This is a genomic window from Ruegeria conchae, from assembly GCF_000192475.1.
In the GTDB taxonomy this organism is placed as follows: Bacteria; Pseudomonadota; Alphaproteobacteria; order Rhodobacterales; family Rhodobacteraceae; genus Ruegeria; species Ruegeria conchae.
This window is the reverse complement of sequence record NZ_AEYW01000022.1, coordinates 114,029-140,672: the sequence shown is the minus strand read 5'-3', so window position 1 is coordinate 140,672 and position 26,644 is coordinate 114,029. Positions and strand designations below refer to the sequence as shown.

Here is a 26,644-nt window from a genome sequence, read left to right as displayed (position 1 = left end):
AACGGTCGGCGCCTTCGGCCTTGGGATTGTTTGCATCCGCGCGGGGTGATACCCCGCTTGGCAATCATGATGCAACGGATCAGGCCTATGGTGCAAACACTTACCGTCCTCGGACTGGAAAGCAGCTGCGACGATACCGCTGCCGCCGTGGTGCGGCAGTGCACAGGCGCACGGGCCGAGATCTTGTCATCCGTGGTACATGGTCAGACTGAATTGCACAGCGCCTATGGTGGTGTTGTGCCCGAGATCGCAGCGCGTGCGCATGCCGAGAAGTTGGATATTTGCGTCAAACAGGCTCTAACACAGGCCGAAGTTGGCTTGCGTGATCTGGATGCAATCGCCGTGACAGCCGGGCCGGGCCTGATCGGCGGCGTGATGTCCGGCGTGATGTGCGCAAAGGGTCTGAGTGCGGCGACCGGGTTGCCGCTGATCGGGGTGAACCATCTGGCCGGACACGCGCTGACGCCACGCCTGACCGACGGAATTGCCTTTCCCTACCTGATGCTGCTGGTCTCAGGCGGCCACTGCCAATACCTAATCGCGCATGGACCCGAGCATTTCACCCGTCTCGGCGGCACAATCGATGATGCCCCCGGAGAAGCCTTTGACAAGACCGCCCGTCTGCTGGGTCTGCCGCAGCCCGGCGGCCCCTCGGTCGAGGCCGAGGCCTGTACGGGCGATCCCAAACGTTTCCGCTTTCCGCGCCCGCTGCTGGATCGCCCCGAATGTGACCTGTCGTTCTCGGGGCTCAAGACTGCGCTGATGCGGATGCGGGATCAGATCGTGGCCGAAAAAGGCGGTCTGACGCGACAGGATCGCGCCGATCTGTGCGCCGGATTTCAGCAGGCGATCGTCGATACTCTGGCCGAGAAGACCCGCCGCGCAATTGCGCTGTATCTTGAGGCTTCTCCGTCGGAAACGGTTATTGCCGTTGCCGGTGGGGTTGCTGCAAATACTGCCATTCGTGCTGCATTAGAGACTGTTTCTGCGGAAATGGGCGCCCGATTTACCGCCCCTCCCATGGCTTTATGCACCGACAATGCCGCCATGATTGCCTATGCAGGAATAGAAAGATTCCGCACCGGTGTGCGGGATGGCTTGGACCTGATGGCACGACCCCGCTGGCCCTTGGATCAAACCAGCCCATCGATGCTAGGTGGCGGCAAGAAAGGAGCCAAGGCATGAGCGTTTCAGTTCTTGGATCAGGTGCCTTTGGAACCGCTTTAGCCATATCATTGGCGGGAAACGGCCCCGTTACGCTTTGGTCGCGGAACCCCGATCAGGCAAGCCAAATGCAGCAATCGCGAGAGAATGTCGATCGCCTGCCGGGCGTCACGCTGCCAGCCAACATCACGGTGACTGCCGAGATTGAACAGGCGGTGCGGTCCGATGTACTGCTGCTTGCGGTGCCAATGCAAAAACTACGTGATGCCCTGAATCTTCACGCAGCACGGCTGAGCGGGAAGGTTCTGGTGGCCTGCTGCAAGGGGATCGAACTGTCCACGGGTCTGGGTCCTGTCGCCGTCATCCGTCAAACCGTGCCGGACGCACAGCCGGCCCTTCTGACCGGTCCCAGTTTTGCCGATGATATCGCGCGCGGTCTGCCCACGGCGCTGACGCTGGCTTGTGCTGATGTCGAACTGGGTGAGGCGCTTCAGCAAGAGCTGACAACCGCCAACCTGCGCCTTTATCGAACCGCCGATACCGTCGGGGCCGAGTTGGGTGGCGCGCTAAAGAATGTGATGGCTATTGGTTGCGGTGCGGCTATTGGCGCAGGCCTTGGCGACAGCGCCCGCGCTGCATTGATCACGCGCGGATTTGCCGAGATGCAGCGCTTTGCCGCGCTGCGCAGGGCTCAACCGGATACGCTTATGGGGCTGTCAGGGTTGGGCGATCTGGTATTGACCTGCTCGTCCGAATTATCTCGAAATTATCGTTTTGGCCTGTGTTTGGGTCAAAAGAAGCCGTTTGACAGCACAACAACTGTCGAAGGCGTCGCCACCGCGCTGGCCATGTCTGAGATCGCCGCAAGTGAAGGACTGGATATGCCGATCAGCGCAACGGTGGCGAAACTCAGCAGCGGTGCATACAGTGTCACCGACGCGATTCAGGCGCTGCTGGGTCGCCCACTCAAGGAGGAATAATATGCTCATCGCCCTGATCGCCCGTGACAAAGCCGGAGCCCTGCAAACCCGGCTGGACAACCGCGCGGCACATTTGGCCTATATCGATGACACTGGTGTGGTGGCGCAGGCCGGGCCGTTGCTGGAAGGCGATGCGATGATCGGATCGCTGGTCATTCTGGATGTCGATGACCTGGCCGCAGCTGAGGCCTGGGCCGCAAATGATCCCTATGCGCTGGCCGGGCTGTTCGACTCGGTCGAGTTGATCCCGTGGAAAAAGGTTATCGGCTGATGGCGTATTGGCTGTTCAAATCCGAACCCTCGACCTGGAGCTGGGATCAGCAAGTCGCCAAAGGAAATGCAGGCGAGGAATGGGACGGGGTCCGCAATTATCAGGCCCGCAATTTCATGCGTCAGATGCAGATCGGTGATCGGGGGTTCTTCTACCACTCGCAGAAGGACAAGGCGATTGTTGGCATTGTCGAGGTCTGCGCCGAGGCCCATTCCGACAGCACCACCGATGATGAGCGCTGGGAATGCGTGGATATCAAGGCCGTCCGGCCATTTGCCACCCCTGTCACGCTGGATCAGATCAAGGCAGATGAACGTCTGGCTGAAATGGTTCTGGTCAAGAACTCGCGCTTGTCGGTGCAGCCGGTCAGCGATGCAGAATGGCAGGTGATCTGCGGACTGGGCCAGACCGAAGCAGATTGAATAAAAAGGGAAGGCCCTGACGGATGCAGAACCTTCCCTACCCCGCGTGCTCCCAAACTCACCACACACATACGGAAATCTGTTGGTTCTGACCGTCCTGGTCATGACCTGACCTTAGCCGATTTCAGAACCGCGCTTCAAACGCCAAGTATTTAGAGTTTCATTCAAATACAGAACACCCGCCGGCAGGACCGACGGGTGCTAAGCTGGCTTTAGGCTAGATCAGCTATAAACCGCTTCTTTGCCGAAATGCTTGGTCAGCATGTAATAGACCACGGCGCGGTATTTGTTGCGCTCGGACATGCCATAGGTTTCCATGGCCTTGTTGATCGCTTCCATCAGCTCGGGACCATCCGACAGGCCCAGCTTTTTGATCAGGAAATTGTTCTTGACCGTCTCAAGCTCACCTTCCTGGCTGGCCGCCACTGTCGACGCATCCGCGTCATAGATCGCCGGACCGCAACCGATGGTAACCTTGGTCAGCAGGTTCATATCGGGGTCCATCCCGCATTTGCCTTTCAGATCTTCAGCGTATTTGGCGATCAATTCGTCGCGTTTGCCCATGTCCCAGTCTCCTTAATCCATTGTCACGGAATTTTTTGCCGATGCGGAAGAGACTAGCCTCGTCGGCGGAATTCCCAAAAGGGAAAAATCACAAGGTTTCCCCCTAGGCTGAACTTTGCAGGACTACTCGATTTGATTTTTCCAGATTTATTATTTAACATTTTTGTTAATTATGATTCCCGGAGGTCCTCATGCCCGTTTCTCTGCCCAACGAAACCACCGAATACCGATCCGCACGTAACGCACTCCTTTCTGCCGAACGAGACCTGAGAGCCAAGGTTGAAGAGGTCGCGGCCTTGCGCCGCTCTCTTCCAACCGGTGGCAAAATCCCTGGTGATTATGCGTTCCGAGATCTGGCAGGCAAAGGCGCACCGATGTCCTCGCTGTTTGGCGACAAAGAAACGCTGATCATTTATTCACTGATGTACGGACCTGATGCGGAACGCCCCTGCCCTATGTGTTCTGCTTTTCTGGATGGACTAAACTCTCAGATCCACCATCTCATACAGAACGCCTCGGTTGCCGTGGTGGCGCAGAACACGCCTGAAAAACTCTCGGCGCTCAAGGATGAGATGGGTTGGAATGCGCTGCCGCTCTTTTCTGCACTGGGGACGAATTACCAGAGCGACTATCTGGCCCAGACCGAAGGGGGCGATCAGCTTCCCATCCTGAATGTCTTTCAACGGCTCCCTGATGGCATTCATCACTTCTGGAGTTCCGAGCTGTTCTTTGAACCCAGCGACTGGCATCCCCGGCATGTGGATGCAGCTTGGCCTTTGTGGAATGTACTGGATTTCACACCACAGGGCCGCGGAGATTTCATTCCTTCATTGCGCTGAGGTACTATCGGCAGTAGCCCCAGCCAGGCCCCTGCAGGTGAAAGTGATCGGCATGCAAGCGGTTGTAGTCAGGGCCAAGGACCACGCGGAACCAATCACAGGCTCCGCGCCCGATCTGACGCAGGAAATCGGCCTCGGGGCCGTCAGTGCCCCAGTCAGACAGCAGGTTCAAGCTGCGCCCATCCGAGAGGTCCAGCCCGACGATATCGATCGCGTCTGCAGTGGCGTGGCTGCTCCAGCCATTGTCTTGTCCTTGCGCGGTGCGCATCCGGCGGCAATTATAGCTGCCAATCTGGCGCAATCGGCTGACTGCGGTACCTAATACCTTCTCTGCGGCAGGCTGCACCACATGATGTTCCCACATGGCAAGCCGTAAGGTGGTGGCGCACCGGGTCTCAATCGCCGCGATCCGTGCTTTCACCAAGTTGGTCAATCGGCCCCGCCCCGCAATCCCACAGTTCTCTTCCACGACCAGATCTTCCATCGGTTCAAACTGTACCCCAGCCTCAGCCAGAGCGGCGCGGCACATGACGTCATCCGCCAGCGCTCGGTTCAGTTGATAGGTTGTGACCGGAGTCACCGGCGCAGTCACGGTCAGCTCACGCAGCGGGTTCCAGTACGGGGGCACCGGAGTGTTGGGATGGGCAAGCAGCCACCAAACGCCTCCGACCAACACGATCAACAGCGTTAAGAGGCCAAAAAGAAAAGACGCCGCCGAAAGCAGGAATCGGCGGCGTCTGGAAGGCTTGGTCATGCGTCTTTCGCACTTAGTAGCGGTAGTGTTCCGGCTTGTAGGGGCCTTCGGGTTTCACCCCGATATAGGCCGCCTGATCGCTATCCATCTGGGTCAGCTTCACGCCGATGCGGTCCAGATGCAGACGAGCGACTTTTTCATCCAGATGCTTGGGCAGGATGTAGACTTCGTTCTTGTACTCATCGCCCTTGGTGAACAGTTCGATTTGCGCCAGAACCTGGTTGGTGAACGAGGCCGACATCACAAAAGAGGGGTGCCCCGTGGCATTGCCGAGGTTCAGCAAGCGGCCTTCGGACAGCAGGATGATGCGGTTGCCCGAAGGCATCTCGATCATATCAACCTGTTCCTTGATGTTGGTCCATTTGTGGTTCTTCAGGCTGGCGACCTGAATTTCATTGTCGAAGTGACCAATGTTGCCAACAATGGCCATGTCCTTCATCGCGCGCATATGCTCGATGCGGATCACGTCCTTGTTGCCGGTGGTTGTGATGAAGATATCCGCGCTGGCAACTTCGTCTTCCAGCAGGGTGACTTCGAATCCGTCCATTGCAGCCTGCAGGGCGCAGATCGGGTCAACTTCGGTGACTTTCACGCGCGCACCAGCGCCGCGAAGCGAGGCAGCCGAGCCTTTGCCCACGTCGCCATACCCGCAGACTACGGCAACCTTACCGGCCATCATGGTGTCGGTGGCGCGGCGGATGCCGTCTACCAGCGATTCCTTGCAGCCGTATTTATTGTCAAACTTTGACTTGGTGACCGAGTCATTCACGTTGATCGCCGGGAACGGCAGGTGGCCGTCTTTCACCAGCTGATACAGGCGGTTCACGCCGGTGGTGGTCTCTTCGGACACGCCTTGGATCTGGTCGCGCATTTTGGTGAACCAACCGGGGCTGGCGGCCATACGCTTGGCGATCTGCTTCTTGATCACTTCTTCCTCTTCCGAACCCGGAACCGGAATGATGTCCTCACCCGCTTCGGCACGTGCGCCCAGCAGGATATACAGCGTGGCGTCGCCACCATCGTCGAGGATCATGTTCGGGCCGTCTTCGAACAGGAAGGATTTGTCCAGGTAATCCCAATGCTCTTCCAGCGTCTGGCCTTTGATCGCGAAGACCGGGATGCCGGCCTCGGCAATTGCAGCGGCCGCGTGATCCTGCGTTGAGAAGATATTGCACGATGCCCAGCGCACATCCGCGCCAAGCGCCACCAGCGTTTCGATCAGAACTGCGGTCTGAATGGTCATGTGCAGCGAACCCACGATCCGGGCACCGCTCAGTGGTTTGCTCTCACCATATTCTGCGCGCAGGGCCATCAGGCCTGGCATCTCCGTTTCGGCGATATCCAGCTCTTTGCGGCCAAACCCAGCCAGCGAAATGTCTTTGACGATATAGTCCCCGGCCATCAGGTGCTCCACTCCGGTAAATCTTGATCCGGGCTGCCCTAGCATTCATTGGGGCAGGTGGCAACGCAGGTGGCCGGGGTTAATTCCTGACACTGAAAATATCAGCTTGGCGTACCCTCTACTTTGATCTTTGGGATCGCTTCAAAAAAATCCGTGCCAACGGCGACAATACAACTGATGCCGTTTGCTTGGGTCACCAGGACGGTATAGCTTCCTGTTTCCTTCGAGGTCCAAACCTCCATGACCGACTGTGCGCCACGTGACTTTTGCAGACCGCCAAAGGCTAATTCCTCGGCATAACTGTCTTGCAGTTTGGTAATCACGTGCTCGCGTTCTGCACAATTTTGTGCAAATGCAGGCGGTGCAGTTGCAGCCATTCCAAAGGCGAGGGCGGTAGCAAATAAACGCTTGAACATAACAAGCTCCTTTCGATACGAGTTTCGCTTCGAGAGGGGCGCAACTGGGAGGAGTCTGCACCCCCCTCAGTCCTTAATGTCGGGATCGTATCGCACCGGTTCAAAGCACGAATGCTCAAGAAACTGTTGGCAGCATGTGATCCAGACAGGTACATCATAGCATAAGAACACGGATTAAACGTGTCCTAGTTCACAAGGCATGGCAAAATGGCAACACAACCCAGAGCGTGGCAAAGAATGTTGTCGGGTCGTCGGCTGGATTTACTGGACCCGACGCCGGTGGATATCGAAATCGAAGATATCGCTCACGGGCTGGCCTTTGTAGCACGTTGGAACGGTCAGACCAACGGGGATTTCGCCTATTCCGTGGCCGAACATTCCTTGCTGGTGGAACAGCTTTTTGGCCGCATCGCACCAAATGCACCAACAAAATGGCGATTAGCCGCACTGTTACACGACGCGCCCGAATATGTGATCGGAGACATGATTTCCCCGGTCAAATCTGCGGTCGGCCCGGATTATGGCGCGCTGGACGACCGGTTGGCAGCTGCAATCCATATCCGTTTCGGGTTGCCTGCCGCGGTGCCGCAAACGGTGAAGCGCCAGATCAAGAAAGCCGACAAGATCAGCGCCTGGATGGAAGCGACACAAATCGCGGGCTTTTCAGATACTGAGGCGACAAAATTCTTCGGTCGCCCTGACAAAGCGATTCTGGAGGGGCTGCAGATCAAGCTGCGCCCTCCCATCGAGGTAAGAGAAGCATATACCACACGGCATCAGGAGTTGCTGGACAGCCTCTAAGTCACCGATAGATTGGAGTTGCGTCCTGTGCTAATTTGCCATCAAAACAAGGCTATAGCCGGGCACAGGTTCTAATGAGCGATGCAGACAGTCAGGTATCGGTACCGAAGGCGCGATTGGATTATGCCAACGCCTGCTTACGTGAGGCCTACAACCTCACAGGTCGCGGACGGGTGCGCAATCTGATCCGAAAATCACTACTGCCACAGATGGTCACCTACCGAAACTTGAACATCCATCTGCATCCCTATGACAATTTCAGTGAGTTTGTACTCTGGCGAAAAGGTCGATCTCCGGAAGAGCTTGAGTTGAATTGGCTGAGAGAGACTTTTGAGGGGAAAACACTCAAGGTCTTGGATATTGGCGCTAATTTTGGTCTCTACTCGTTGTTCTTTGCGTCAATCCTCAGCCCAGACTCTCAGATTTTTGCGTTCGAGCCAAACCCTGCGCTGGCGGATCGCTTGTCTATGAACTGTGCGTTGAACGGTTTCGACAACGTCGATCTGAACACGTTCGCCATCTCGGACGAATCTGGCGACGCTGCGCTTTCGATAGAGCTTCGCGGCGATACGGCCACCAATCTGGGTGAAGGGCGATTGACGAATGACATGGCATGCGTGGACAATTCAAAATACCAACTCATTCAAGTGCAAACCCGAACACTGTTAGAGCTAAAACATCTATACGGAGCGGACTTTATCAAGCTGGATGTTGAAGGGCACGAGCCGCGCATCCTCACGCCCTTCCTTGCGGCTGCCGACGACGACGCGCTCCCGTACTATTTACAACTGGAAACTGTCAATCTCGGTACAGGTGCGAAAAGCCTGTTTGCTGCGCTGGCAGCTCGTGGATATGAAAATGCCTTTCAAACCCAACGCAATATCATCTTCAGAAGGTAGGCTGTGCATCAAGGATCACCGACCATGAACAAGCCTGGGGTCGAACCGGCATGAATGTTGGGTTGTTTTCCTGTGCAAAGAATGAAGGGCCATTCATTCTTGAGTGGGTCGCTTATCATCTGTTGATCGGGTTCGATCCGATCTTGATCTACAGCAATGATTCAACCGACGGTACGACCGAACTGCTTGATGTACTTGATAAAAACGGGGTTATTTCTCATGTCTTACAAGATCTGAAACCGGGCGATGTCCCCCAACATGAGGCCGCTGAAAAAGCCTATTTGCATCCATCGCTCATTTATGCCGATTGGTTGATGTGGCTCGATAGTGACGAATTCCTCTACTGTTCAGGTCCTAACAATCAAGTCACAGATCTGATCAATCGCCGTCATGGAAAAGCGGAAGGTATCGCGGTGAACTGGCTGATTTTCGGAGACGGGCATCATGCGACTTGGGAGCCCGGACTGATCACCCAGCGCTTTCTGAGACGCGCCGGGAGTGACCATCGCCTGCATCAGCGCTATAAGACGCTGTTTCAGACCTCCGAAAAGATACGCGGGTTCGGTATTCATCGACCCCATCTATACAAAGGGTTTCAGCAAGACGGGGGGCAATTCGTCAATGCATCCGGGCATCCCATGCATGACGATATTTATCGCTCTGGCGTGCGTCGACGACACGCATTTGGGACCGCGCCCAAAAATCTAATCTCGCACGACTGGGCGGCCGTTGTTCATTACCCGGTGAAAACGCGCGATAGTTTCGAGCTAAAGCGCCTGCGGGGTCAGGGCACTAAACCAATTGATGCACCTGACCGGTACAGCCGGTTTCGCGAACAGTATTGGAAGAAATACAATCAAAACAGTATCGTGGATGACAGAATGCTAGCGATGGGCGACAAGCTACAAGCGAAAGTGGACGCGTTGTTGGCAATTCCCAATGTCTCGCACGTACACTCACATTGCCTCAAGGTTTATGCGCAGCGTATTCTGGAGCGATCACAACATCCCACGCCTTGATTTGCAAATCGGCATAAAGATCGGAAATTTCCAATATTGCCTGAGAGATCGGGTAACTTACTTAAAAAAATCAGTTCTCGAATAGAGGTGCCAAAGATTACTAGGTCTCCGAATTTGAAACCATAGTTATAGGTGGGCGATCCAGTAATGCGCCGGTTGGTGATTTGGGGCCGGTTATGACCGCTGGCTTGATTACGCAACGATCTTTACGAACGGCATTGGCAATTATCGTTACAGATCTAGAATCGCTCGGTTGCCCGCCGGATGACATCACGTTCGGCGGACAAACATACACCCTTTACCAAAGTCTGTAGTCTCGATCGACCACTTAGCCTAAGTCAAAGATATCTGTTGGCAAAATGGCTGCAGGAATCTCAATATCAGCCATTGCTTCCTCAGGAAGAGTAAGGTCCGGCAAATCCGGCGCTTCAATGGGGAACACATGCTCAGGAAGCTCGGGCATACCGGCATCTGCAGGTGGTCCCACTTCGGGAAAATCGATGCCTATTTCGAAGAGCTTCTCGATCGCTTTCTGCGAAGGGTTTGGTCTCATGTCCGGCTTCATATCGCTTGATCCTCTGAACGGTTTGCCTGACCTGCCTCTTACTTGACGGCATTGTTGCAACTACAACACCGCGATGATGTCACAGAGAATCTAAACACGATTTGAACACATTGTTCACATTGCGTTAATTTTGTTTACAGAAGATCAACAGTTCAACTCAGTTGGGATATGATACCAATCTTCCGGAAAAATTTTTTACAAACTTGAAATTGTCATCGAGGATCGCGCTTCACCAATATCCACTGCAACGTACGGAAGTGCATTTTCAGGCACAGGGCTGTTTCAGTGACATTCCGATCGCGCAGCTCATAAACCCGTAAAATAGGCTCATAGCGGACGCGGTCTGCGTCCTTGGGTTATTCAGGCAGCAGAAGGGCGTACAACACTATGGTAAATTGAGAAAATTAGTTGATTGCCGCGATTTTTTGATGATTGGACATCGGATCAAGCCAAAGCGCTCAGGATATCTCTAAATCACACTTAATTAGTCAAATCCTGCATCGATATCATATCTTCAAACGGTGCCCATTCAGATCCGTTGTCAACATGCTTCATGTATGTCATACGCAATACTACTTTAGAGGTTTTTTATGGAACGCAGTCAGGTGGCGTCGCTATGGATTGGCAAACGCCTGAGCTTTTTAGACCTTGTTTGCCTCAAATCATTTGATGATATTGGTCAACGGGTCACATTGTTTTCGTATAGCCCAATCGAAAATTTACCTTCGTATGTCACGCAAGCCGACGCCCGAAGCGTATACGATCCAGAGCGAATTCTGCTTCAAAGAGTTGGAAACGGTTTTGTCCGGCGAAGTCCAGCACTACATTCCGACATTTTTCGACTACATCTTCTCGAGAAAACCAACTTTATTTGGACAGATACAGACGCTTACGCGCTAAAACCCCTAACAACCACGAATGGCTATCTGTTTGGAAGGGTAGGCTCAAACATTCTAAATGGCGTGCTGGCGCTGCCAAAAGACAGTAATACCCTCAAAAAGATGCTGGAATTCTCAGCAAACGATAATGAATTCCCTCCTTGGTGGGACCAGCCGACTCGTCGGAGACACCTGGAGAAGAATCTTCCTATTCAGCCTGAGTTTTTCCCTTGGGGAACATATGGTCCTCGGGCCTTGCAGTACTTTTTGGGGGAAACTGGTGAAGCAATACATGCTTCCAGAAGCGACGTATTATATCCCGTTAAAGCGCGTCACAGAGACATCTTATTGACCCGATCAGAAATCGAGATTCCTAAAAGGGCTCTTTCGATTCATCTATACTCTACCAATCTAAGAGCGGTGATCAGGCGCAATTTTGGTGGGAAAATACCCGAAGGGTGCTTTCTGCATCGATTGTGCGAGAAGCATGGTATCGATCCAAATGAGGCCCCACTTTGAGCAATTAACAGCACCGAGGAGTGCAACTGGTTATTTTACTGCGGGTTTCGCTTTGCCAAAATCCGTCGAAACACACGCCGGTATGTGTTTAGCCAACGTGCAGTCTCCAAACTTTGGTACAGCGCCTCCAGTCAAACTCTTGCATTGTCTCCAGATAAGTCTTGATTCCAAAAAAACGGTTCATGGATTTTCGTAGAAGCTTCGAGTTCGTCAAATATCACTTTTTACCGCGAACTTGGATCAAACGGCCAATATCGCTCAGCGTCAGCTAAACCGTGCTTTTACGTTTTCGAACATCTCAAAATCCATCGAGAACGCGGATTCAAGGTTCATATGATCAGTTCTCGTCAAGCTCTGTATGGCGTCTTTGGAAGAAGAAGAGTGTCCTAATGAGCTGCGGGTATCCTGCATCTCAGTTTGGATTCCAAAAATCTCATAAGAGATATGCTCCACCGCCGTATTAAGATCGTCAACGCGACCAATAAAATCGAAATCGATGAAATCAAAACTGATTTCTTTGCGTTGCGGACGCCAGTGACGGTTCAAGTCACGTGCAGTTTCGTCATGCGCAATGATGTCGAGAAAGTCTGACAATCCGAGATCGCCATCTGGTTCTCTACCAACATGCCGCAGAAACTTTTCTTTTTGACCTGGGGTTTTTAACAGATACCCAAAAAAAGCACTGAGCGTGCGCGCAGTCGGGTGACGAACGACCGAGAAGCAAAACCGCGTTCTTTCTTCTAGCGCTTCAATTGCTGACGGGACATCCAACGCCTTCCTTCCAGTCTTGATCAGCGATTTTGGCGGGTTGTGTATGCTTTTCATATCAATCTGCATTGAACCACCGGCCTGCGCATTCAACCTGTGCAGCAAAGTGGCAATAACCGTTGAACAGGCGCATTTATGATTTTTCATATACAGAAATGTACGCACCGGCGGATCAAACGCTGGCATATGAACGATTTGCAAAAAATGCCTTTGATGGTGGTAGTTTTTGAGAATATCTGAGGCACTGGGCGCGTTCGATTCCATCAAGATACCCCTTTATCCCGAGTTTTCGACCTAGTTGGTTTCAACTACTGAAAGACACCTGGAGCTTCTGAGAAACGCAGTTGCTCTGCGATATACCTCAGGAATTGCAAACTTACCTATGAGATGACCTATCGTGGGCTGCGCTTCGCCAAAATCCGCTGCAACGTCCTGCGGTGCATGTTCAGGCGGCGCGCTGTTTCCGAGACATTGCGATCACACAGCTCATACACACGCTGGATATGTTCCCATCGAACACGGTCGGCACTCATGGGGTTTTCCGGCGGCGGGGGCATTTCGTCACCCTTTGCCAACAATGCGTTGGTTATATCAGTCGCGTCGGCGGGTTTGGACAGATAATCGGTCGCGCCGATCTTGACCGCTGCGACTGCAGTGGCGATGGCTCCGTACCCGGTCAGAACCACAACCCGGCTGTCCGGGCGCTTTTCACGCAGAACTTCGACCACATCAAGCCCGTTGCCATCCTCAAGCCGCAAATCAACCACAGCATATGCGGGTGGTCGTGCGGTCGATATGGCGCGGCCTGCTGCGACAGAGCCTGCGGTCTCAACCTCGAATCCACGCTTTTCCATGGCCTTGGCCAGACGTCTCAGAAACGGCTCGTCATCATCTACCAGAAGCAGCGATTTATCGGGGCCGATTTCAAGCTGGGAACTGTCTGCCATATGTGGGTCTTTCCGCTATTTCACGCTCTTTGGCTTTAACATGAGTAATAGCAGCGCCATTCCAAAGGTCAAACCGACTGTTGCGCGTTAAATCTTGTCAAGGAAACAACCAACCTTGTCCGCCATCTGTTCGGCGGTATCATCACGCTTGAAAAATTCAAGGAAACCGTCCTCGGGCGTGACCAGGTATGTGAAAGTCGAGTGATCGACCAAGTAGTACTCATCGCTTTTGTCATGCGCTTTGTAGTAGGTTTTGTAGGCCTTGCTCGCGGCTTTGACCTGTTCGGCTGAGCCAGTCAGGGCGATCATACGATCATGCAGGTTGAACGCGTAATCATCCAATACTTCGGGCGTATCACGGTCAGGGTCAATTGAAATAAACAAGGGCGTCACCGACTGTCCGCGTTCGGCAAGCAGGTCAATCGCTTCGGCATTGCGGGACATGTCGAAAGGGCAGACATCGGGGCAGAACGTATATCCGAAATAGATCAACGTTGGTTCGGTGATCACATCCGAGTCTGTCACCGTTGCTCCCTTGCTGTTGACCAGCTCGAACGGCCCACCAATCGCGGCGCTGCCGCCTGCGATCTGGCTTGAACGGCACTGAGCAAACTTGTCATCCGAACCACCGCGTGTCAGCAGCCACATTGCACCCAGACCAACGGCCAGAACAACAGTTGCGAGTATGGCATAAAGACGGAGCATGACGGCTATCCTGAGACGAAGGTTGTTGATCGGTTCGGTCGGCACTCCTATCAACGTTGTGGGCCGACGCAATAGGACATAATCGACAGATGACAGATTCCAACACCAGCCTTTGGCGCGGGCAAGAACGCAGTACCTGGATCAGGTTGCGGACACTGATCCTGTTGCGATGGGTGGCCATCATTGGCCAGTTCACGGCAATCACTGTCGCGCAACAATACTATAATGTGCAGCTCGAGCTTGGCCTGTGTTACTTTGCCATTGGCGTTTCCGTCATGGGCAATCTGACAGCGATCCTGTTGTTCCCCGAAAACAAGCGCCTGTCCGAGTTCGAGAATTTTCTGATGGTACTGTTCGATCTGCTGCAACTGTCGATACTGCTCTATTTGACTGGCGGGCTTAACAATCCTTTTGCGCTACTGTTGATCGGGCCGGTGACGATTTCAGCCAATGTGATGAGCACACGTTCAACCCTGATCATCGGCAGCGTTGCGGTGATCCTGACAACATTGCTGGCACAGTTTCACCTGCCGCTGCGTACCAATCTGGGCCTTGTTTTGGATATCCCTGACATATTGTTGTTCGGAAATTGGGCCGCAATCATCATCGCCATTGTATTCATCGGCGCCTATTCCCATCGTATCAGCTCAGAAGTGCAGTCGATGTCCGAGGCGCTGTCGGCCACGCATATGGCACTGGCGCGCGAACAAAAGCTCACCGATCTTGGCGGTGTCGTCGCGGCCGCTGCGCATGAACTGGGCACACCTTTGGCCACAATCAAGCTGGCCAGTTCGGAATTGATCGAAGAGCTGGACGATCGCCCCGAACTGAAAGAAGACGCGGCTTTGATCCGTGAGCAGGCTGATCGTTGCCGCGATATATTGCGTGACATGGGACGGGCCGGAAAAGATGACCTTCACCTCCGGCAGGCCCCGTTGTCGACGGTGATCCACGAATCCGCAGAACCTCATATCAACCGGGGCAAGCAGGTACATTTCGAAGAGAAGCCGGTTGCCGACGGCGATGTTCAGCAACCCTCAATTCTGCGCAAGCCCGAGATCATTCACGGATTGCGCAATTTAATCCAGAATGCTGTGGATTTTGCACGGGCAAATGTCTGGATCGAGGCTGAATGGACCTCGGATCAGATCAGTGTTTCGATAATGGATGACGGTCGCGGATACCCCTCACACATTATCGGACGAATTGGCGATCCGTTCATGCGCCGCCGTCGGGCCGACCGCAGCAGCCGGCCCGAATATGAAGGCATGGGGCTTGGATTGTTCATTGCCAAAACCCTGCTCGAGCGCAGTGGCGCCGAGCTTTACTTTGCCAATGGCGCAGACCCGTATCAGACTTTGACAGATCAGCAGGAACGCAAAGGGGCAATCGTCAAGGTTATCTGGCCGCGCAAACTGATTGATGCGCAAACAGGCGACACGCCAGTCCCCTCAGGCGCAAACCAACCCTTCCAGATCTAAGTTAAGATCCCGTTAACTATTGCCCTTCATACAGGCTCGGGTTGATTTGACAGGGACGTTGAATAATGGCCGACTGGATCATTCTGGCCGCTATCAGCATGGTATCGGCCTGTTTTGCCATATTGTGGTTGTTGCCTCGGCACCAGAAATCGTTTGTAGATTACGGGCTGTCGTCGCCCGGATCGCTATTTGATGTGGTCTTCCTTTTCGATGGGGACAGGTTGATCAGCCACTCTGACATCGCATTGGCCGGATATGAGTCCGTCACCAACTGGTCTGATCTGCATAGGCTGCTTCAGCGTGACTATCCCTCTTTCCCAGAAACACCCGAACTCGTTCGGGCTCGGGGACATCTGGTTGTATCCGCTATTGATTGCACAGTTGACCGCGAAGTCTCATGTGAATGGATAGATGGAGTGATCCGCGTCCAGTTGCGCGATCTGAAGGGCGCTGTATCGGCAAAGCGCGCCGACCCGAATGACCCGACCCGTTTAGCGATGGATCAAGCACCTTACCCGGTATGGCTGTCGGGCGAATGCAACACGGTGCGTTGGTGTAACGCGGCCTATGTTTCTCTGGCTCGGAAGATCTCGGGGCCGGATGCGGATTTGACAAAACCGGTTTTTCCACTGCTTTCAGACGAGGCGCAACTGGGCCGGAAATCCCGTGTCTCGGTTCAGATCAAAGACAGTGAATCCAGATTGTGGTTTGATCTGACCCGTGTTGCCCAAGACCAGGGTCAGTTGTGTTATGCCGTCGATATCAACGCGATTGTTGAGGCGGAAACTGTACAGCGCAAATTCGTGCAGACGATGACCAAAACCTTTGCCCAACTCTCAATTGGCCTGGCTATTTTTGACCGTAACAGCCAGTTGGCTTTGTTTAATCCTGCACTGATTGATCTGACCTCACTGCCGCCGGATTTTCTGAGCCTTCGCCCCAGTCTGTCCAGCTTTTTTGACCGGTTGCGCGATCAGCATATGATGCCAGAGCCAAAAAATTACCGAAGCTGGCGGCGTCAGATGAATGATCTGCTGGAGGCAGCCCAGGATGGAAACTATCAGGAAACTTGGTCATTACCTTCAGGCTCAGTCTACTCTGTTAGCGGACGCCCGCACCCGGATGGTGCTGTGGCCTTTCTGTTCGAAGATATCACCGCCGAAATTACGTTGACGCGCAGGTTCCGCGCTGAGATGGATTTGATGCAGTCCATTCTGGACAAGCTTGCTGATGCGATCGCTGTCTTTTCGGATGACGGGACGCTGGCAACGACGAACTATGCCTACCAGTCGATGTGGGGTGACAGCGGCGAGGTCGGGTTTGAGCCTACTACTGTTCTTGAAATCACCCGCCAGTGGCAGGAACATTGCGCCGCCACTCCAATCCTTGGCGAGATCCGGGAATTTGTAACCACGCGCGAGAACCGGGCCGAATGGTCAGGCGAACTGACCCTAAAATCGGGCAGTACAATGACCTGCACAGTCAGTCCCATGCAAAACGGGGCAACCATCGTTCGCTTCACCTCAGACAGTGCCGTTGAAAACATCGCGCAGCAGCAAAAAATCAGCGCCTGAACCGGTTGCGGCCAATCCGACGTAGGTTCATTGTGGCGCCATGAATGCGCCGCTGAAATTGACTCTAAAATCCCCTCAGGACACTGCGGAAATCGCCACCCGATTGGGGGGTGCATTGCAACCGGGCGACACCATCCTGCTTGAAGGTTCGATCGGCAGCGGCAAAACCCATTTCGCACGCGCTCTGATCCAGTCGACATTGATCAAGCCTGAGGATGTACCCTCACCAACTTACACACTGGTTCAGGTCTATGAGACGCGGATCGGGGAAATTTGGCACTCTGATCTCTATCGGCTTGCATCCGTGGAAGAGATTGAAGAGTTGGGGTTGGTCGACGCATTTGACACCAGCATCTGCCTGATCGAGTGGCCCGAAAAACTGGGTCCGTTGTCCCCACAATCGGCCTTGCTTGTTCATTTCGCAACCGACCCCGACGATCAGGACACCCGGCAAGTTTCACTTACATGGTCGGACCCAAAATGGAGCACCAGGCTGGAGATGATCCAATGACAAACCGGGCCATTTTGGCAGAAGCATTGATCGCGCAGACCCCATGGAGCGGTGCACAACATGCACCCTTGGCCGGCGATGCCTCGAACCGCCGGTACGAGCGCTTGACCGATCCCGCCACTGGCCGCACAGCGGTTCTAATGGACGCCCCACCCGACAAAGGGGAGTCGGTCGAACCTTTCGTACGCATGTCGGAGTATTTGCGTTCAATCGGGCTGAGTGCGCCAGAAATCTATGCAGAGGACAGCGAATACGGATTTCTTCTGCTCGAAGATTTGGGCGACGCTCTGTTTGCCCGCGTCTTGCGAGACGATCCAACGCTTGAACGCACCCTGTATGACGTGGCAACCGATGTTCTGGTTCATCTTCACGCGGCCCACACTCTTTCGCTCGACAGCTATGATCCTGCTCTGATGACTGAGCTTGCGGCGCTTTCTTTCACCAAATACGCTCAAGGCATTCAAGGGTCGCATGATGAAGAAGCTCGCACCCGGTTCGAGCTTCGCTTTGCCGATATCCTGCACCGCGAAACCGGCGGGACACGGGTTGTTGTACAACGCGATTATCACGCAGAAAATCTGATCTGGCTGCCTGATCGAGACGGTCTGGCGCGTGTAGGGCTGCTGGATTTCCAAAGCGCGATGTTAGGGCATCCCGCCTATGATTTGATGTCGCTGCTGCAGGATGTGCGTCGCACGGTCCCTGTCGGCATCGAGATGCGGATGATCGACCGTTATATCACTGCAACCGGTGTTGACGGGCACGATTTCCGTACCGCTTATGCGGTTCTGGGCGCACAGCGCAACCTGCGTATTCTGGGTGGATTTGCGCGGCTGGCAATAGATTATGGTAAACCACATTACGTCGACCTGATCCCCGCTGCCTGGGCCCATTTGAGGCGCGATCTGGAGCATCCGGCGCTGGTTCCCGTGGCGGATCTTTTGCGCAGCGCCCTGCCCGAACCAAGCCCGGAGAACCTTGCAAAGCTGAGGTCGCAATGACCGCTACACCCCAAGCTGCAATGCTGTTTGCTGCCGGTTTCGGCACCCGTATGGGGGCCTTGACCAAAGACCGGCCAAAGCCATTGATTAAGGTCTCCGGGCGACCTTTGATCGACCATGCGTTGGATTTGGTCGATGCGCTGAGACCATTACGTGTTGTCGCCAACCTGCATTATCGCGCCGACCAGATTGCCGATCATCTGACGGGCCACGACGTGGCGCTGTCGCTCGAAGAGCCGCGCATTCTGGACACCGGTGGCGGGTTGCGCGCAGCGTTGCCGCTGCTTGGTCCCGAGCCGGTCTTCACCCTGAATAGCGATGCGATCTGGGCCGGACCAAACCCGCTGAAACTGCTCAGGGATCACTGGGATCCAAATGAAATGGATGCGCTTCTAATGTGCATTCCGGTCGGACAGGCCCTTGGTCATGCCGGTCCGGGTGATTTTACTCAGGACAGCACCGGGCGGATCACCCGAGGCGCAGGTCTGATATATGGCGGGGCTCAGATAATCAAAACCGACGGGCTGCGTGACATCAATGAGGACGTGTTTTCCTTGAACCTGTTGTGGGATCAAATGCTGCGGCATAATCGCCTATTTGCACTGTCCTACCCCGGTCGTTGGTGCGATGTGGGGCATCCCGAAGGTATTGATCTGGCCGAAGGGCTGATTGCCGATGTTTGAGCCCAGCGCCCTGCCCCGGGTCTTCGCGGTCCCTCCGGGAGCGGATTTCCCCAAGGTGCTGGTCGACGGGCTGCATGAGCGATTTGAGGGGCTGCCGCCCGAAGCGCTGGCCCGGGTTCAACTGGTGATCAACACCCGCCGCATGGCACGCCGGGTGCGCGATCTGTTTGATCAAGGACCGCCCTGCTTACTCCCGCGGTTATCTTTGGTTACCGACCTGGGCGAAAGCGCGGATCTCGCGCAGATCCCGCCCGCAATTCCACCCTTGCGTCGCAGGCTGGAATTGACGCAGCTGATTGCCAAATTGCTGGATCAACAACCCGATCTGGCCGCGCGTTCTTCGCTTTTTGATCTGTCCGACAGCCTTGCCGCGCTGATTGACGAGATGCAGGGTGAGGGCGTCTCACCCGAGGCGATCAGGCAACTGGACGTCAGCGACATGTCCGGCCATTGGGCCCGGGCACAAGCATTTATCGGCATCGCAGATCAGTTCATGGAGTCTGGCGCAGATACACTTGACGCGCAGGCCCGGCAGCGCCGCGTGGTCGAAAACCTGATCGCGCGCTGGCAGATCTCGCCGCCTGAACATCCGGTTATATTGGCGGGCTCTACAGGATCACGCGGAACCACCTTAATGCTGATGCAGGCCGTCGCGCGCCTGCCGCAAGGGGCCCTGGTGTTGCCAGGCTATGATTTCGACCAGCCCGAGCATGTCTGGAGCAATCTGGATGACGCCCTGACCTCCGAGGATCATCCGCAATATCGATTCCGCAAACTGATGCTCGGGCTTGGGCTTGGTCCCGATCAAATTCAGCCTTGGACCCCGGATCAGGCGCCCTCACCTGCGCGTAACAAGCTGATCTCACTTGCCTTGCGCCCTGCCCCGGTGACTGACGCCTGGATGACCGAGGGTCCTCACCTTGCTGATCTGAATGGTGCAACTAAGGATGTCACGCTGATCGAAGCGTCTTCTCCTCGGGCTGAGGCATTAGCCATTGCGCTGCGCCTTCGTCAGGCCGCAGAAACCGGGCAAACCGCCGCGCTCATAACGCCTGACCGGATGTTGACACGTCAGGTCAGCGCCGCGTTGGACCGGTGGAATATCCTGCCCGATGACAGCGCGGGCTTACCGCTACAATTGTCTCCACCCGGTCGGTTTTTGCGCCATGTCGCTGGGTTGTTCGCGCGCCGTCTGGATGGTGAGGCATTGCTGACACTGCTCAAGCATCCACTTTGCCATGATGGCGGCGACCGGGGCGCCCATCTGCTACACACCCGCGATCTGGAACTCGACCTGCGCCGCCACGGCCCGCCCTTTCCCGACAGTGTGAGCCTGACAGCCTTTGCTATTCGCAACGAAGCGCCCGAAGACTGGGTTCGCTGGGTGATCGATGCATTCTGCGATCAATACCGGCCACAGGAGCAACCACTGTCGGACTGGGTCGCGCAACTTCGCACACTGGCCGAAACAATCTCGGCGGGTACCACCGGTGAACCGGGTACATTGTGGGACAAGAATGCCGGCCAAAAGGCGCTTGCGGTAATGGCAGCACTGGAGGGCGAGGCACACCACGGTGGCGCGATGACCGCCCATGATTTTGCGGATCTTCTGGGCGCGTTATTGGCAGGTGAGGAGGTTCGCGACCGTGATGCGCCCCATCCGTATCTGATGATCTGGGGTACACTTGAAGCGCGCGTACAGAGCGCAGATCTTTTGATACTGGGCGGCCTGAACGAAGGCAGCTGGCCTGAGGCTGCGACACCCGATCCCTGGTTGAACCGACAGATGCGCAACGAAGCGGGGCTTCTGCTGCCCGAGCGCCGGATCGGCTTATCCGCGCATGACTTCCAACAAGCTGCAGGTGCACCGGAGGTGGTTCTGACCCGCGCGATCCGCTCGGATGACGCGGAAACCGTACCCTCTCGCTGGCTAAACCGCATGACCAACCTTTTGCAGGGCTTGCCTGAACAAGATGGAACCGATGCTTTGGCGGCAATGCGCGCGCGTGGCCAAAAATGGTTGGATTGGGCAGAAACACTGGAACATGCGCCCCAAATTGCAGCGGCTCACCGACCGTCACCACGTCCGCCCGTCGCAGCACGTCCGCGACGACTATCGGTGACCGAGATCAAGCGTCTGATCCGCGATCCTTACGCCATCTACGCCCGACACGTTTTGCGCCTGAAGCCTCTGGACCCGTTAGTACAGGCTCCGGACGCGCTGTTACGTGGCATCGTTATCCACGAGGTGCTGGAACAGTTCGTTCGCGACAGTGTGCTGGATCCGGCGTTGCTGAACCGTGAAAACTTCCTGAAACGGGCCGAAGCCCTGCTGCTGCAACACGTTGCATGGCCAACAGCGCGAAAGCTGTGGTTGGCACGGCTAGAGCGGATCACCGACAGTTTTCTATCCGCCGAGATTCACCGCCGCACCGATGGTGGGCCGGTGGCCTTTGAAGTTGGAATGCGTCTAGCGCTGGCCCCGTTGGACTTCACCATTGCCGGACGCGCAGATCGGATCGATCGAAGCGGACAGGGGACTTTGCGGATCATCGACTACAAAACCGGAACCCCGCCAACGGAAAGCCAGCAGGCAAAATTTGACAAACAACTGCTGATCGAAGCCGCAATGGCCGAACAGGGCGGTATCGAGGGGTTCGACCCGCTTCCCGTTGCGCAGGCGATTTTCATCGGTATGGGCGGCACCTACAAAGAGGTACCCGCGCCCTTGCAGAAAGAGCCGACCGACAAGGTACTGGCCGAACTGAAAGAGCTCATATCTGCTTATTTAGAACCTGATCAGGGGTTCTCGTCACGCCGGATGCTACACAAGGATACGGATGTCGGGGATTATGATCATCTCGCCCGTTTCGGAGAGTGGGATCGGTCGGCAGAAACCGCACCGGAGGACCTGACATGAGCGCCCGCAATGATGCCACCGAACGGCAAGTTCAGGCCGCGCGCCCCGACGCGTCAACCTGGTTGGCAGCCAATGCGGGCTCGGGCAAGACCCGGGTGCTGACCGACCGGGTCGCGCGGCTGTTGTTGGATGGCGTCCAGCCGCAGCACATCCTTTGCTTGACCTACACCAAGGCCGCCGCCAGCGAGATGCAAAATCGTCTGTTCAAGCGTCTTGGTAAATGGGCGATGCTGGGCAACTGCGCCCTTCAGGAAGAACTGGTTGAACTCGGTGTTCCGGGTGTGATCGATCCCAACCGTTTGGCACAGGCGCGCACCTTGTTTGCCCGCGCCATCGAAACACCTGGCGGCTTGAAGATCCAAACGATCCACTCCTTCTGCGCCTCTTTGCTTCGACGCTTCCCGCTTGAGGCTGGGGTCAGCCCGCAGTTCGCCGAAATGGAAGATCGGGCCGCCGCCCTGCTGCGCGAAGAGATCATTGAGGATTTTGCCGAAGGTCATCAGGCCGCACTGATCGAGGATGTGGCCCGTTTTGTGACAGATACCGGCTTTGACAAACTAACCGCCGCCGTGGCGCAGAGGCGAAACCAGTTTGAGGAAGTTCTGCATTGGCCGGACTTATTGCAACGTTTTGATCTGCCACAAGGATTTGATGAACAATCCTTGCTGCAAAGCGTATTTCTGGGTGGAGAAGTCGACCTGATCCAGTCCATCTTACCTGCCCTGAAAGAGAGCGGCGGAAACAACGCCAAAGCTGCCGACAAGCTTATGGGCTTTGTCGATGCGCGGCTGAACGACCTCGCTGTGCTGGAAAGCGTATTGCTTACAGGTAAGGCCGCAAAAGAACCGTTTACAGCTAAGATCAACAGTTTCCCCACCAAGGCGTTACGCGAAGGGGTGTTGGCCGACAGATTGCCCCAGCTTGAGGCCCTCATGTTGCGGGTAGAGGCCGCGCGGGAACAGAGGCTGGCGTTGATGGCTGCGCAGAAAACCCACGTTTTACATCGTTTTGCTGCCGCTTTCCTGCCTGAATACGAGCGGCGAAAACAGCTGCGGGGTTGGCTGGACTTTGATGATCTGATCCTGCGCGCTCGGCAGGTGTTAAATGACCCGGCGGTGGCGGAATGGGTGCTGTACCGGCTTGATGGCGGCATCGATCACATTCTGGTGGACGAGGCGCAGGACACCAGTCCAGATCAATGGGATGTGATCGAGAAACTGGCGCAGGAATTCACCAGCGGGGAAGGGGCCCGATCCGGGGTTGAGCGCACGATCTTTGTTGTTGGAGACAAGAAGCAATCGATCTATTCCTTTCAGGGCGCCGACCCGCAAGCCTTTGACCGGATGCAGGCCGAATTTGGGCGAAAGCTGCGAGAATCAGGCTCTAAACTGTGGGATTCAACGCTGGAGTATTCGTTCCGCTCATCCAGTGCGATCCTAGGGCTGGTCGATATCCTGTTCGAAAACCGTGCCGAGGCCGGGTTCCACAAGGACTCGCTGCACCGTGCCTTCAAGGCCGATCTACCCGGTCGTGTTGACCTGTGGCCTGTGGTCGAAAAGGTCGAGGAGGAGGAAGATACTGATTGGACCGACCCGGTCGACCGACCCGGCGCACGGCATCATACGGTTATTCTGGCAGAGCAGGTGGCCCGGTCGATCCGGGACATGATCGATGACGGCGCGACAATACCCGACGATGGAGAAACTCAAGGCACCAATATTCGCCGCAAGGTTCAGCCCGGCGACTTTCTGATCCTGGTCCAGCGCCGTTCGGACCTGTTTGCAGAGATCATTCGTGCCTGCAAAGCTGCTGATCTGCCCATTGCGGGCGCTGACCGCCTAAAAGTAGGCGCGGAGCTGGCGGTCAAAGATCTTGCCGCGTTGCTAAGTTTTCTGGCCACACCCGAGGACAACTTGTCACTGGCCACGGTCCTTAAGTCCCCTTTGTTCGGCTGGTCCGAACAGCAATTGTTCGATCTGGCCCATCGCAGGGAAGAACCCTATCTTTGGGCCGCGCTACGCAATCGTGCCGAGGAATTCCCGGATACGCTTGCAGTTCTGAACGATCTGCGCGGGCAAACCGACTTTCTCCGCCCTTATGACCTGATCGAGCGTATTCTGACGCGTCACGGCGGGCGTCGCAAACTGCTGGGCCGGCTAGGGGCCGAGGCAGAGGACGGTATCAACGCATTGCTGTCACAGGCACTGGCCTATGAAGGGACGGATATTCCCAGCCTCACCGGCTTTCTGCTCTGGATGCAAACCGATGACCTTGAGATCAAGCGCCAGATGAGCGGTGTCGGCAACATGATCCGAGTGATGACCGTTCATGGCTCGAAAGGGCTGGAAGCACCGATCGTGATTTTGCCCGACACTGGCAAACGGCAGCCGCCGCGCGATGCCGAGATCATGATGGCAGGGGATACCCCCTTGTGGAAAGTGCCCTCTGATACCTCACCCTCACTGATTGCTACGGCGCGTGAAGAAGCTCGAAGGCGCGAGGAGAATGAACGGCTGCGTCTTCTATATGTGGCTCTAACGCGAGCAGAAAAGTGGTTGATAGTCGCCGCAGCCGGAGATGTGGGTAAAGATGGCAGCAGCTGGTATCAAATGGTCGAGGCCGCGATGGCGCGCGCAGGGGCCAGTCAGATCCCCGGTTCCCAGACACTCCGGCTGGCGCATGGAGACTGGGACGCACTGCCTGTTGTTGAGCATGACAGCCTCCAAAAAATCGAACAAAACCTGCCGGAATTTTTTTATCACCCAGCGCCGCCAGCACCAACGCCAGTTGAAACCTTAAGCCCTTCTGATCTGGGGGGGGCCAAGGCTCTGCCCGGAGATGCCGGGCAGGATGAAGAGGCGGCGAAACTCCGTGGAACGCGGCTGCACCTATTGCTGGAACATCTACCCGCTGTTGCTCGGGAGCAATGGACGCATCTTTGCACACGGCTGTTGGCCGATTTGCAGGATGTGGAACGCCAGGAGTTGCTGAACGAAGCCGAGGCCGTCCTGATCGCCGATCATCTGAAACCGGTATTTGCACCGGATGCACTGGCCGAGGTCCCGGTCTCCGCCGATTTAGACGGCGCCCGAATGCACGGGGTGATCGACCGATTGATCGTTACCGATACGGACGTTCATGTGATTGATTTCAAATCAAATGCGACTGTTCCGGACAACCCTGAAACCTGCCCCGAGGGGTTGTTGCGCCAGATGGGGGCCTATGCAAATGCCCTGTCGCAAATATTTCCCAGGCACCAGATCCACACCGCAATACTATGGACCCGCACTGCACATCTCATGTGGCTGCCACACGATATAGTGACAGAGGCCCTGAGGCGTAGCGCTATATCTTGACCTCCTCCCGAACGGCACCTACGTTCTCAACCCAAGCATTCCCATTCAGGAGACAGACATGTCGACCGTTGCCGTAACCGACGATACCTTTGACGCCGAAGTCAAGAATTCTGATATCCCCGTCGTGGTGGATTTCTGGGCCGAGTGGTGCGGCCCCTGCAAGCAGATCGGCCCCGCTCTGGAAGAGCTAGCCAGTGAATATGGCGGCAAGGTGAAGATTGCCAAAGTGGACGTTGACAGCAACCCGAACGCGGCGGCTGCCATGGGCGTACGCGGCATCCCGGCGCTGTTCATCTTCAAAGATGGGCAGGTCGTTTCAAACCGTGCGGGCGCTGCACCCAAAGCGGCACTGCAAAGCTGGATCGACGAGTCGATCTGAGCCGGTGTGAACCAATTGCATCAAAGGCGTCTCATGCGGGACGCCTTTTTTGGTTGACCGCACGGATGTGCTGATCTGACGGGAACAAGAAATGGGAAAAACACGAGTTCTGGTAGAATTCGGATTGGGCACGTCGTTGCGGCGTGAGGACTATACCGAGGCGGCGTTGCGCGCCATCAAAGATGCACTCTGGCATAACTCGGTGAACATGGCAGAGCTGTTCGGGTTTCCGAAAGAAGCCATGATTATTGATGCCGAGATTGGCGTCCAACAACCAGACCAGGTAGATACCGAAGCGCTGAAAGCTGTATTTCCATACGGCCAACCGAATATCACGGTAACGCAAGGCGGCTTGGATATTGAAAAGTCCCACATCGAGGGCCGCACGGTGATCGCCAATGCGGCGATCATTGTGTCTTTTGACATGGAGCCCGCGCAATGACCGAGAAACGCATCATTCTGGAGATGGGAACCGGCAATGACCTCTATGGTCAGGACTATACCAAGGCCGCGCGCCGCGCTGTTCAGGACGCACTGCACCACTCGTCAATCACATTGTTCTCTAAGCTGGGCATCAGCCACGAAGAGATGCGCGTTGAGGTCACGATTGGAGTGCAGCGGCCCGAGGCGGTTGATTGTGATCTTGTCGCATCTGATCTTCCGCGGGGGCGCGCTTCGGTCCGTGCCGTCAAAGGCGGGCTGGATGTCGAGGACGCCGGGGCAGGCACGCTTCATGTTGTCGCCACCGCTGCGGTTGAGGCATATCTGCCTGATCTGGCGGGTAAATTCGTCAAGAGCTGAAAAAGAAAAAGCCGCTCGTTTGAGC

At 55.5% G+C, this 26,644-nt stretch carries 27 protein-coding genes and 1 pseudogene; 19 read left to right on the top strand and 9 right to left on the bottom strand.

From position 1 onward, the window contains the following. Positions 1-87: 87 nt before the first annotated feature. Genes tsaD through G7G_RS0118870 form a run of 4 tightly spaced genes read left to right on the top strand, consistent with a single transcriptional unit; the run spans position 88 to position 2,837 of the window. Entirely contained in the window at positions 88-1,185 is a 1,098-nt protein-coding gene (tsaD, locus tag G7G_RS0118885) for a tRNA (adenosine(37)-N6)-threonylcarbamoyltransferase complex transferase subunit TsaD (RefSeq protein ID WP_010443023.1), read from the top strand. Continuing rightward, positions 1,182-2,144: an NAD(P)H-dependent glycerol-3-phosphate dehydrogenase gene (locus G7G_RS0118880; RefSeq protein WP_010443022.1), complete on the top strand. Its 963-nt coding sequence runs from the start codon at positions 1,182-1,184 to the stop codon at positions 2,142-2,144. Before tsaD ends, G7G_RS0118880 begins: the two co-directional genes overlap by 4 nt. Before the next feature lies 1 nt (position 2,145). Then, entirely contained in the window at positions 2,146-2,415 is a 270-nt protein-coding gene (locus G7G_RS0118875; RefSeq protein WP_010443021.1) for a YciI family protein, read from the top strand. Then, positions 2,415-2,837, top strand: coding sequence for an EVE domain-containing protein (locus tag G7G_RS0118870; RefSeq protein ID WP_010443020.1), 423 nt, complete (start codon positions 2,415-2,417; stop codon positions 2,835-2,837). Before G7G_RS0118875 ends, G7G_RS0118870 begins: the two co-directional genes overlap by 1 nt. A 222-nt stretch (positions 2,838-3,059) precedes the next feature. On the opposite strand, the gene G7G_RS0118865 is transcribed toward G7G_RS0118870, so the two are convergent. Next, entirely contained in the window at positions 3,060-3,401 is a 342-nt protein-coding gene (locus G7G_RS0118865; protein WP_010443019.1) for a DUF2853 family protein, read from the bottom strand. A gap of 191 nt (positions 3,402-3,592) precedes the next feature. Here G7G_RS0118865 and G7G_RS0118860 point away from each other — a divergent pair, with 191 nt between their 5' ends. Further along, complete coding sequence (locus tag G7G_RS0118860; protein WP_010443018.1) at positions 3,593-4,240, top strand: DUF899 family protein; 648 nt, start codon at positions 3,593-3,595, stop codon at positions 4,238-4,240. Positions 4,241-4,244: 4 nt separating this feature from the next. On the opposite strand, the gene G7G_RS0118855 is transcribed toward G7G_RS0118860, so the two are convergent. From G7G_RS0118855 to G7G_RS0118845, 3 genes are all read right to left on the bottom strand, one after another. Next, positions 4,245-4,994, bottom strand: coding sequence for an extensin-like domain-containing protein (locus tag G7G_RS0118855; RefSeq protein ID WP_010443017.1), 750 nt, complete (start codon positions 4,992-4,994; stop codon positions 4,245-4,247). Between the two features lie 13 nt (positions 4,995-5,007). Beyond that, positions 5,008-6,396 (bottom strand): adenosylhomocysteinase, encoded by a 1,389-nt coding sequence (ahcY, locus tag G7G_RS0118850; protein ID WP_010443016.1) that lies wholly within the window; start codon positions 6,394-6,396, stop codon positions 5,008-5,010. Between the two features lie 101 nt (positions 6,397-6,497). After that, positions 6,498-6,812 (bottom strand): hypothetical protein, encoded by a 315-nt coding sequence (locus G7G_RS0118845; protein WP_010443015.1) that lies wholly within the window; start codon positions 6,810-6,812, stop codon positions 6,498-6,500. 207 nt (positions 6,813-7,019) lie between these two features. Between G7G_RS0118845 and G7G_RS0118840 the strand changes: the two genes are divergently transcribed. The 3 genes from G7G_RS0118840 (at position 7,020) to G7G_RS0118830 (ending at position 9,531) form a co-directional block, all read left to right on the top strand. Beyond that, entirely contained in the window at positions 7,020-7,613 is a 594-nt protein-coding gene (locus G7G_RS0118840; RefSeq protein WP_029622189.1) for an HD domain-containing protein, read from the top strand. Positions 7,614-7,687: 74 nt separating this feature from the next. Beyond that, on the top strand, positions 7,688-8,512 hold the full coding sequence (locus G7G_RS0118835) for an FkbM family methyltransferase (RefSeq protein WP_010443013.1): 825 nt from the start codon (positions 7,688-7,690) through the stop codon (positions 8,510-8,512). Between the two features lie 50 nt (positions 8,513-8,562). Further along, positions 8,563-9,531 (top strand): glycosyltransferase family 2 protein, encoded by a 969-nt coding sequence (locus G7G_RS0118830; RefSeq protein ID WP_010443012.1) that lies wholly within the window; start codon positions 8,563-8,565, stop codon positions 9,529-9,531. Between the two features lie 328 nt (positions 9,532-9,859). Here G7G_RS0118830 and G7G_RS0118825 read toward each other — a convergent pair whose 3' ends face one another. Together G7G_RS0118825 and G7G_RS24755 are read right to left on the bottom strand one after the other, a co-directional pair. Further along, positions 9,860-10,096, bottom strand: a complete 237-nt coding sequence (locus tag G7G_RS0118825; RefSeq protein WP_010443011.1) for a hypothetical protein — start codon at positions 10,094-10,096, stop codon at positions 9,860-9,862. Positions 10,097-10,308: 212 nt separating this feature from the next. After that, positions 10,309-10,452 (bottom strand): annotated as a pseudogene (locus G7G_RS24755) (two-component system response regulator); the annotation flags it as partial. Between the two features lie 234 nt (positions 10,453-10,686). Between G7G_RS24755 and G7G_RS24270 the strand changes: the two are divergent. Next, a complete protein-coding gene (locus G7G_RS24270) occupies positions 10,687-11,493 on the top strand; it encodes a hypothetical protein (RefSeq protein ID WP_010443010.1) in 807 nt (268 codons plus the stop codon). 264 nt (positions 11,494-11,757) lie between these two features. On the opposite strand, the gene G7G_RS0118815 is transcribed toward G7G_RS24270, so the two are convergent. The 3 genes from G7G_RS0118815 to G7G_RS0118805 form a co-directional block, all read right to left on the bottom strand. Further along, the gene (locus G7G_RS0118815) at positions 11,758-12,525 is read right to left on the bottom strand and encodes a sulfotransferase family 2 domain-containing protein (protein ID WP_010443009.1); all 768 of its coding nucleotides are present in this window, start codon (positions 12,523-12,525) and stop codon (positions 11,758-11,760) included. Between the two features lie 128 nt (positions 12,526-12,653). Further along, the gene (locus G7G_RS0118810; protein ID WP_010443008.1) at positions 12,654-13,208 is read right to left on the bottom strand and encodes an ActR/PrrA/RegA family redox response regulator transcription factor; all 555 of its coding nucleotides are present in this window, start codon (positions 13,206-13,208) and stop codon (positions 12,654-12,656) included. A gap of 87 nt (positions 13,209-13,295) precedes the next feature. Then, complete coding sequence (locus G7G_RS0118805; protein ID WP_010443007.1) at positions 13,296-13,913, bottom strand: SCO family protein; 618 nt, start codon at positions 13,911-13,913, stop codon at positions 13,296-13,298. Between the two features lie 89 nt (positions 13,914-14,002). Between G7G_RS0118805 and regB the strand changes: the two genes are divergently transcribed. The 10 genes from regB (at position 14,003) to G7G_RS0118755 (ending at position 26,619) form a co-directional block, all read left to right on the top strand. Beyond that, positions 14,003-15,394, top strand: a complete 1,392-nt coding sequence (regB, locus tag G7G_RS0118800; RefSeq protein WP_010443006.1) for a sensor histidine kinase RegB — start codon at positions 14,003-14,005, stop codon at positions 15,392-15,394. Between the two features lie 65 nt (positions 15,395-15,459). Next, entirely contained in the window at positions 15,460-16,968 is a 1,509-nt protein-coding gene (locus tag G7G_RS0118795) for a PAS-domain containing protein (protein WP_010443005.1), read from the top strand. Between the two features lie 40 nt (positions 16,969-17,008). Next, a complete protein-coding gene (gene tsaE, locus G7G_RS0118790; RefSeq protein WP_010443004.1) occupies positions 17,009-17,479 on the top strand; it encodes a tRNA (adenosine(37)-N6)-threonylcarbamoyltransferase complex ATPase subunit type 1 TsaE in 471 nt (156 codons plus the stop codon). Beyond that, the gene (locus tag G7G_RS0118785; RefSeq protein ID WP_010443003.1) at positions 17,476-18,480 is read left to right on the top strand and encodes an aminoglycoside phosphotransferase family protein; all 1,005 of its coding nucleotides are present in this window, start codon (positions 17,476-17,478) and stop codon (positions 18,478-18,480) included. Before tsaE ends, G7G_RS0118785 begins: the two co-directional genes overlap by 4 nt. Beyond that, entirely contained in the window at positions 18,477-19,163 is a 687-nt protein-coding gene (locus G7G_RS0118780; RefSeq protein ID WP_010443002.1) for a nucleotidyltransferase family protein, read from the top strand. The genes G7G_RS0118785 and G7G_RS0118780 overlap by 4 nt, the downstream gene beginning before the upstream one ends. After that, positions 19,156-22,083 carry a double-strand break repair protein AddB gene (gene addB / locus G7G_RS0118775; RefSeq protein WP_010443001.1) on the top strand — a complete coding sequence of 976 codons (2,928 nt, stop codon included), beginning with the start codon at positions 19,156-19,158 and terminating at the stop codon, positions 22,081-22,083. The genes G7G_RS0118780 and addB overlap by 8 nt, the downstream gene beginning before the upstream one ends. Beyond that, positions 22,080-25,439, top strand: a complete 3,360-nt coding sequence (gene addA, locus G7G_RS0118770; protein WP_010443000.1) for a double-strand break repair helicase AddA — start codon at positions 22,080-22,082, stop codon at positions 25,437-25,439. The genes addB and addA overlap by 4 nt, the downstream gene beginning before the upstream one ends. A gap of 58 nt (positions 25,440-25,497) precedes the next feature. After that, positions 25,498-25,818 carry a thioredoxin gene (trxA, locus tag G7G_RS0118765; RefSeq protein WP_010442999.1) on the top strand — a complete coding sequence of 107 codons (321 nt, stop codon included), beginning with the start codon at positions 25,498-25,500 and terminating at the stop codon, positions 25,816-25,818. 91 nt (positions 25,819-25,909) lie between these two features. Continuing rightward, entirely contained in the window at positions 25,910-26,260 is a 351-nt protein-coding gene (locus G7G_RS0118760) for a Lin0512 family protein (protein WP_010442998.1), read from the top strand. Further along, the gene (locus G7G_RS0118755; protein WP_010442997.1) at positions 26,257-26,619 is read left to right on the top strand and encodes a Lin0512 family protein; all 363 of its coding nucleotides are present in this window, start codon (positions 26,257-26,259) and stop codon (positions 26,617-26,619) included. Before G7G_RS0118760 ends, G7G_RS0118755 begins: the two co-directional genes overlap by 4 nt. The last annotated feature ends 25 nt before the right edge of the window (positions 26,620-26,644 follow it).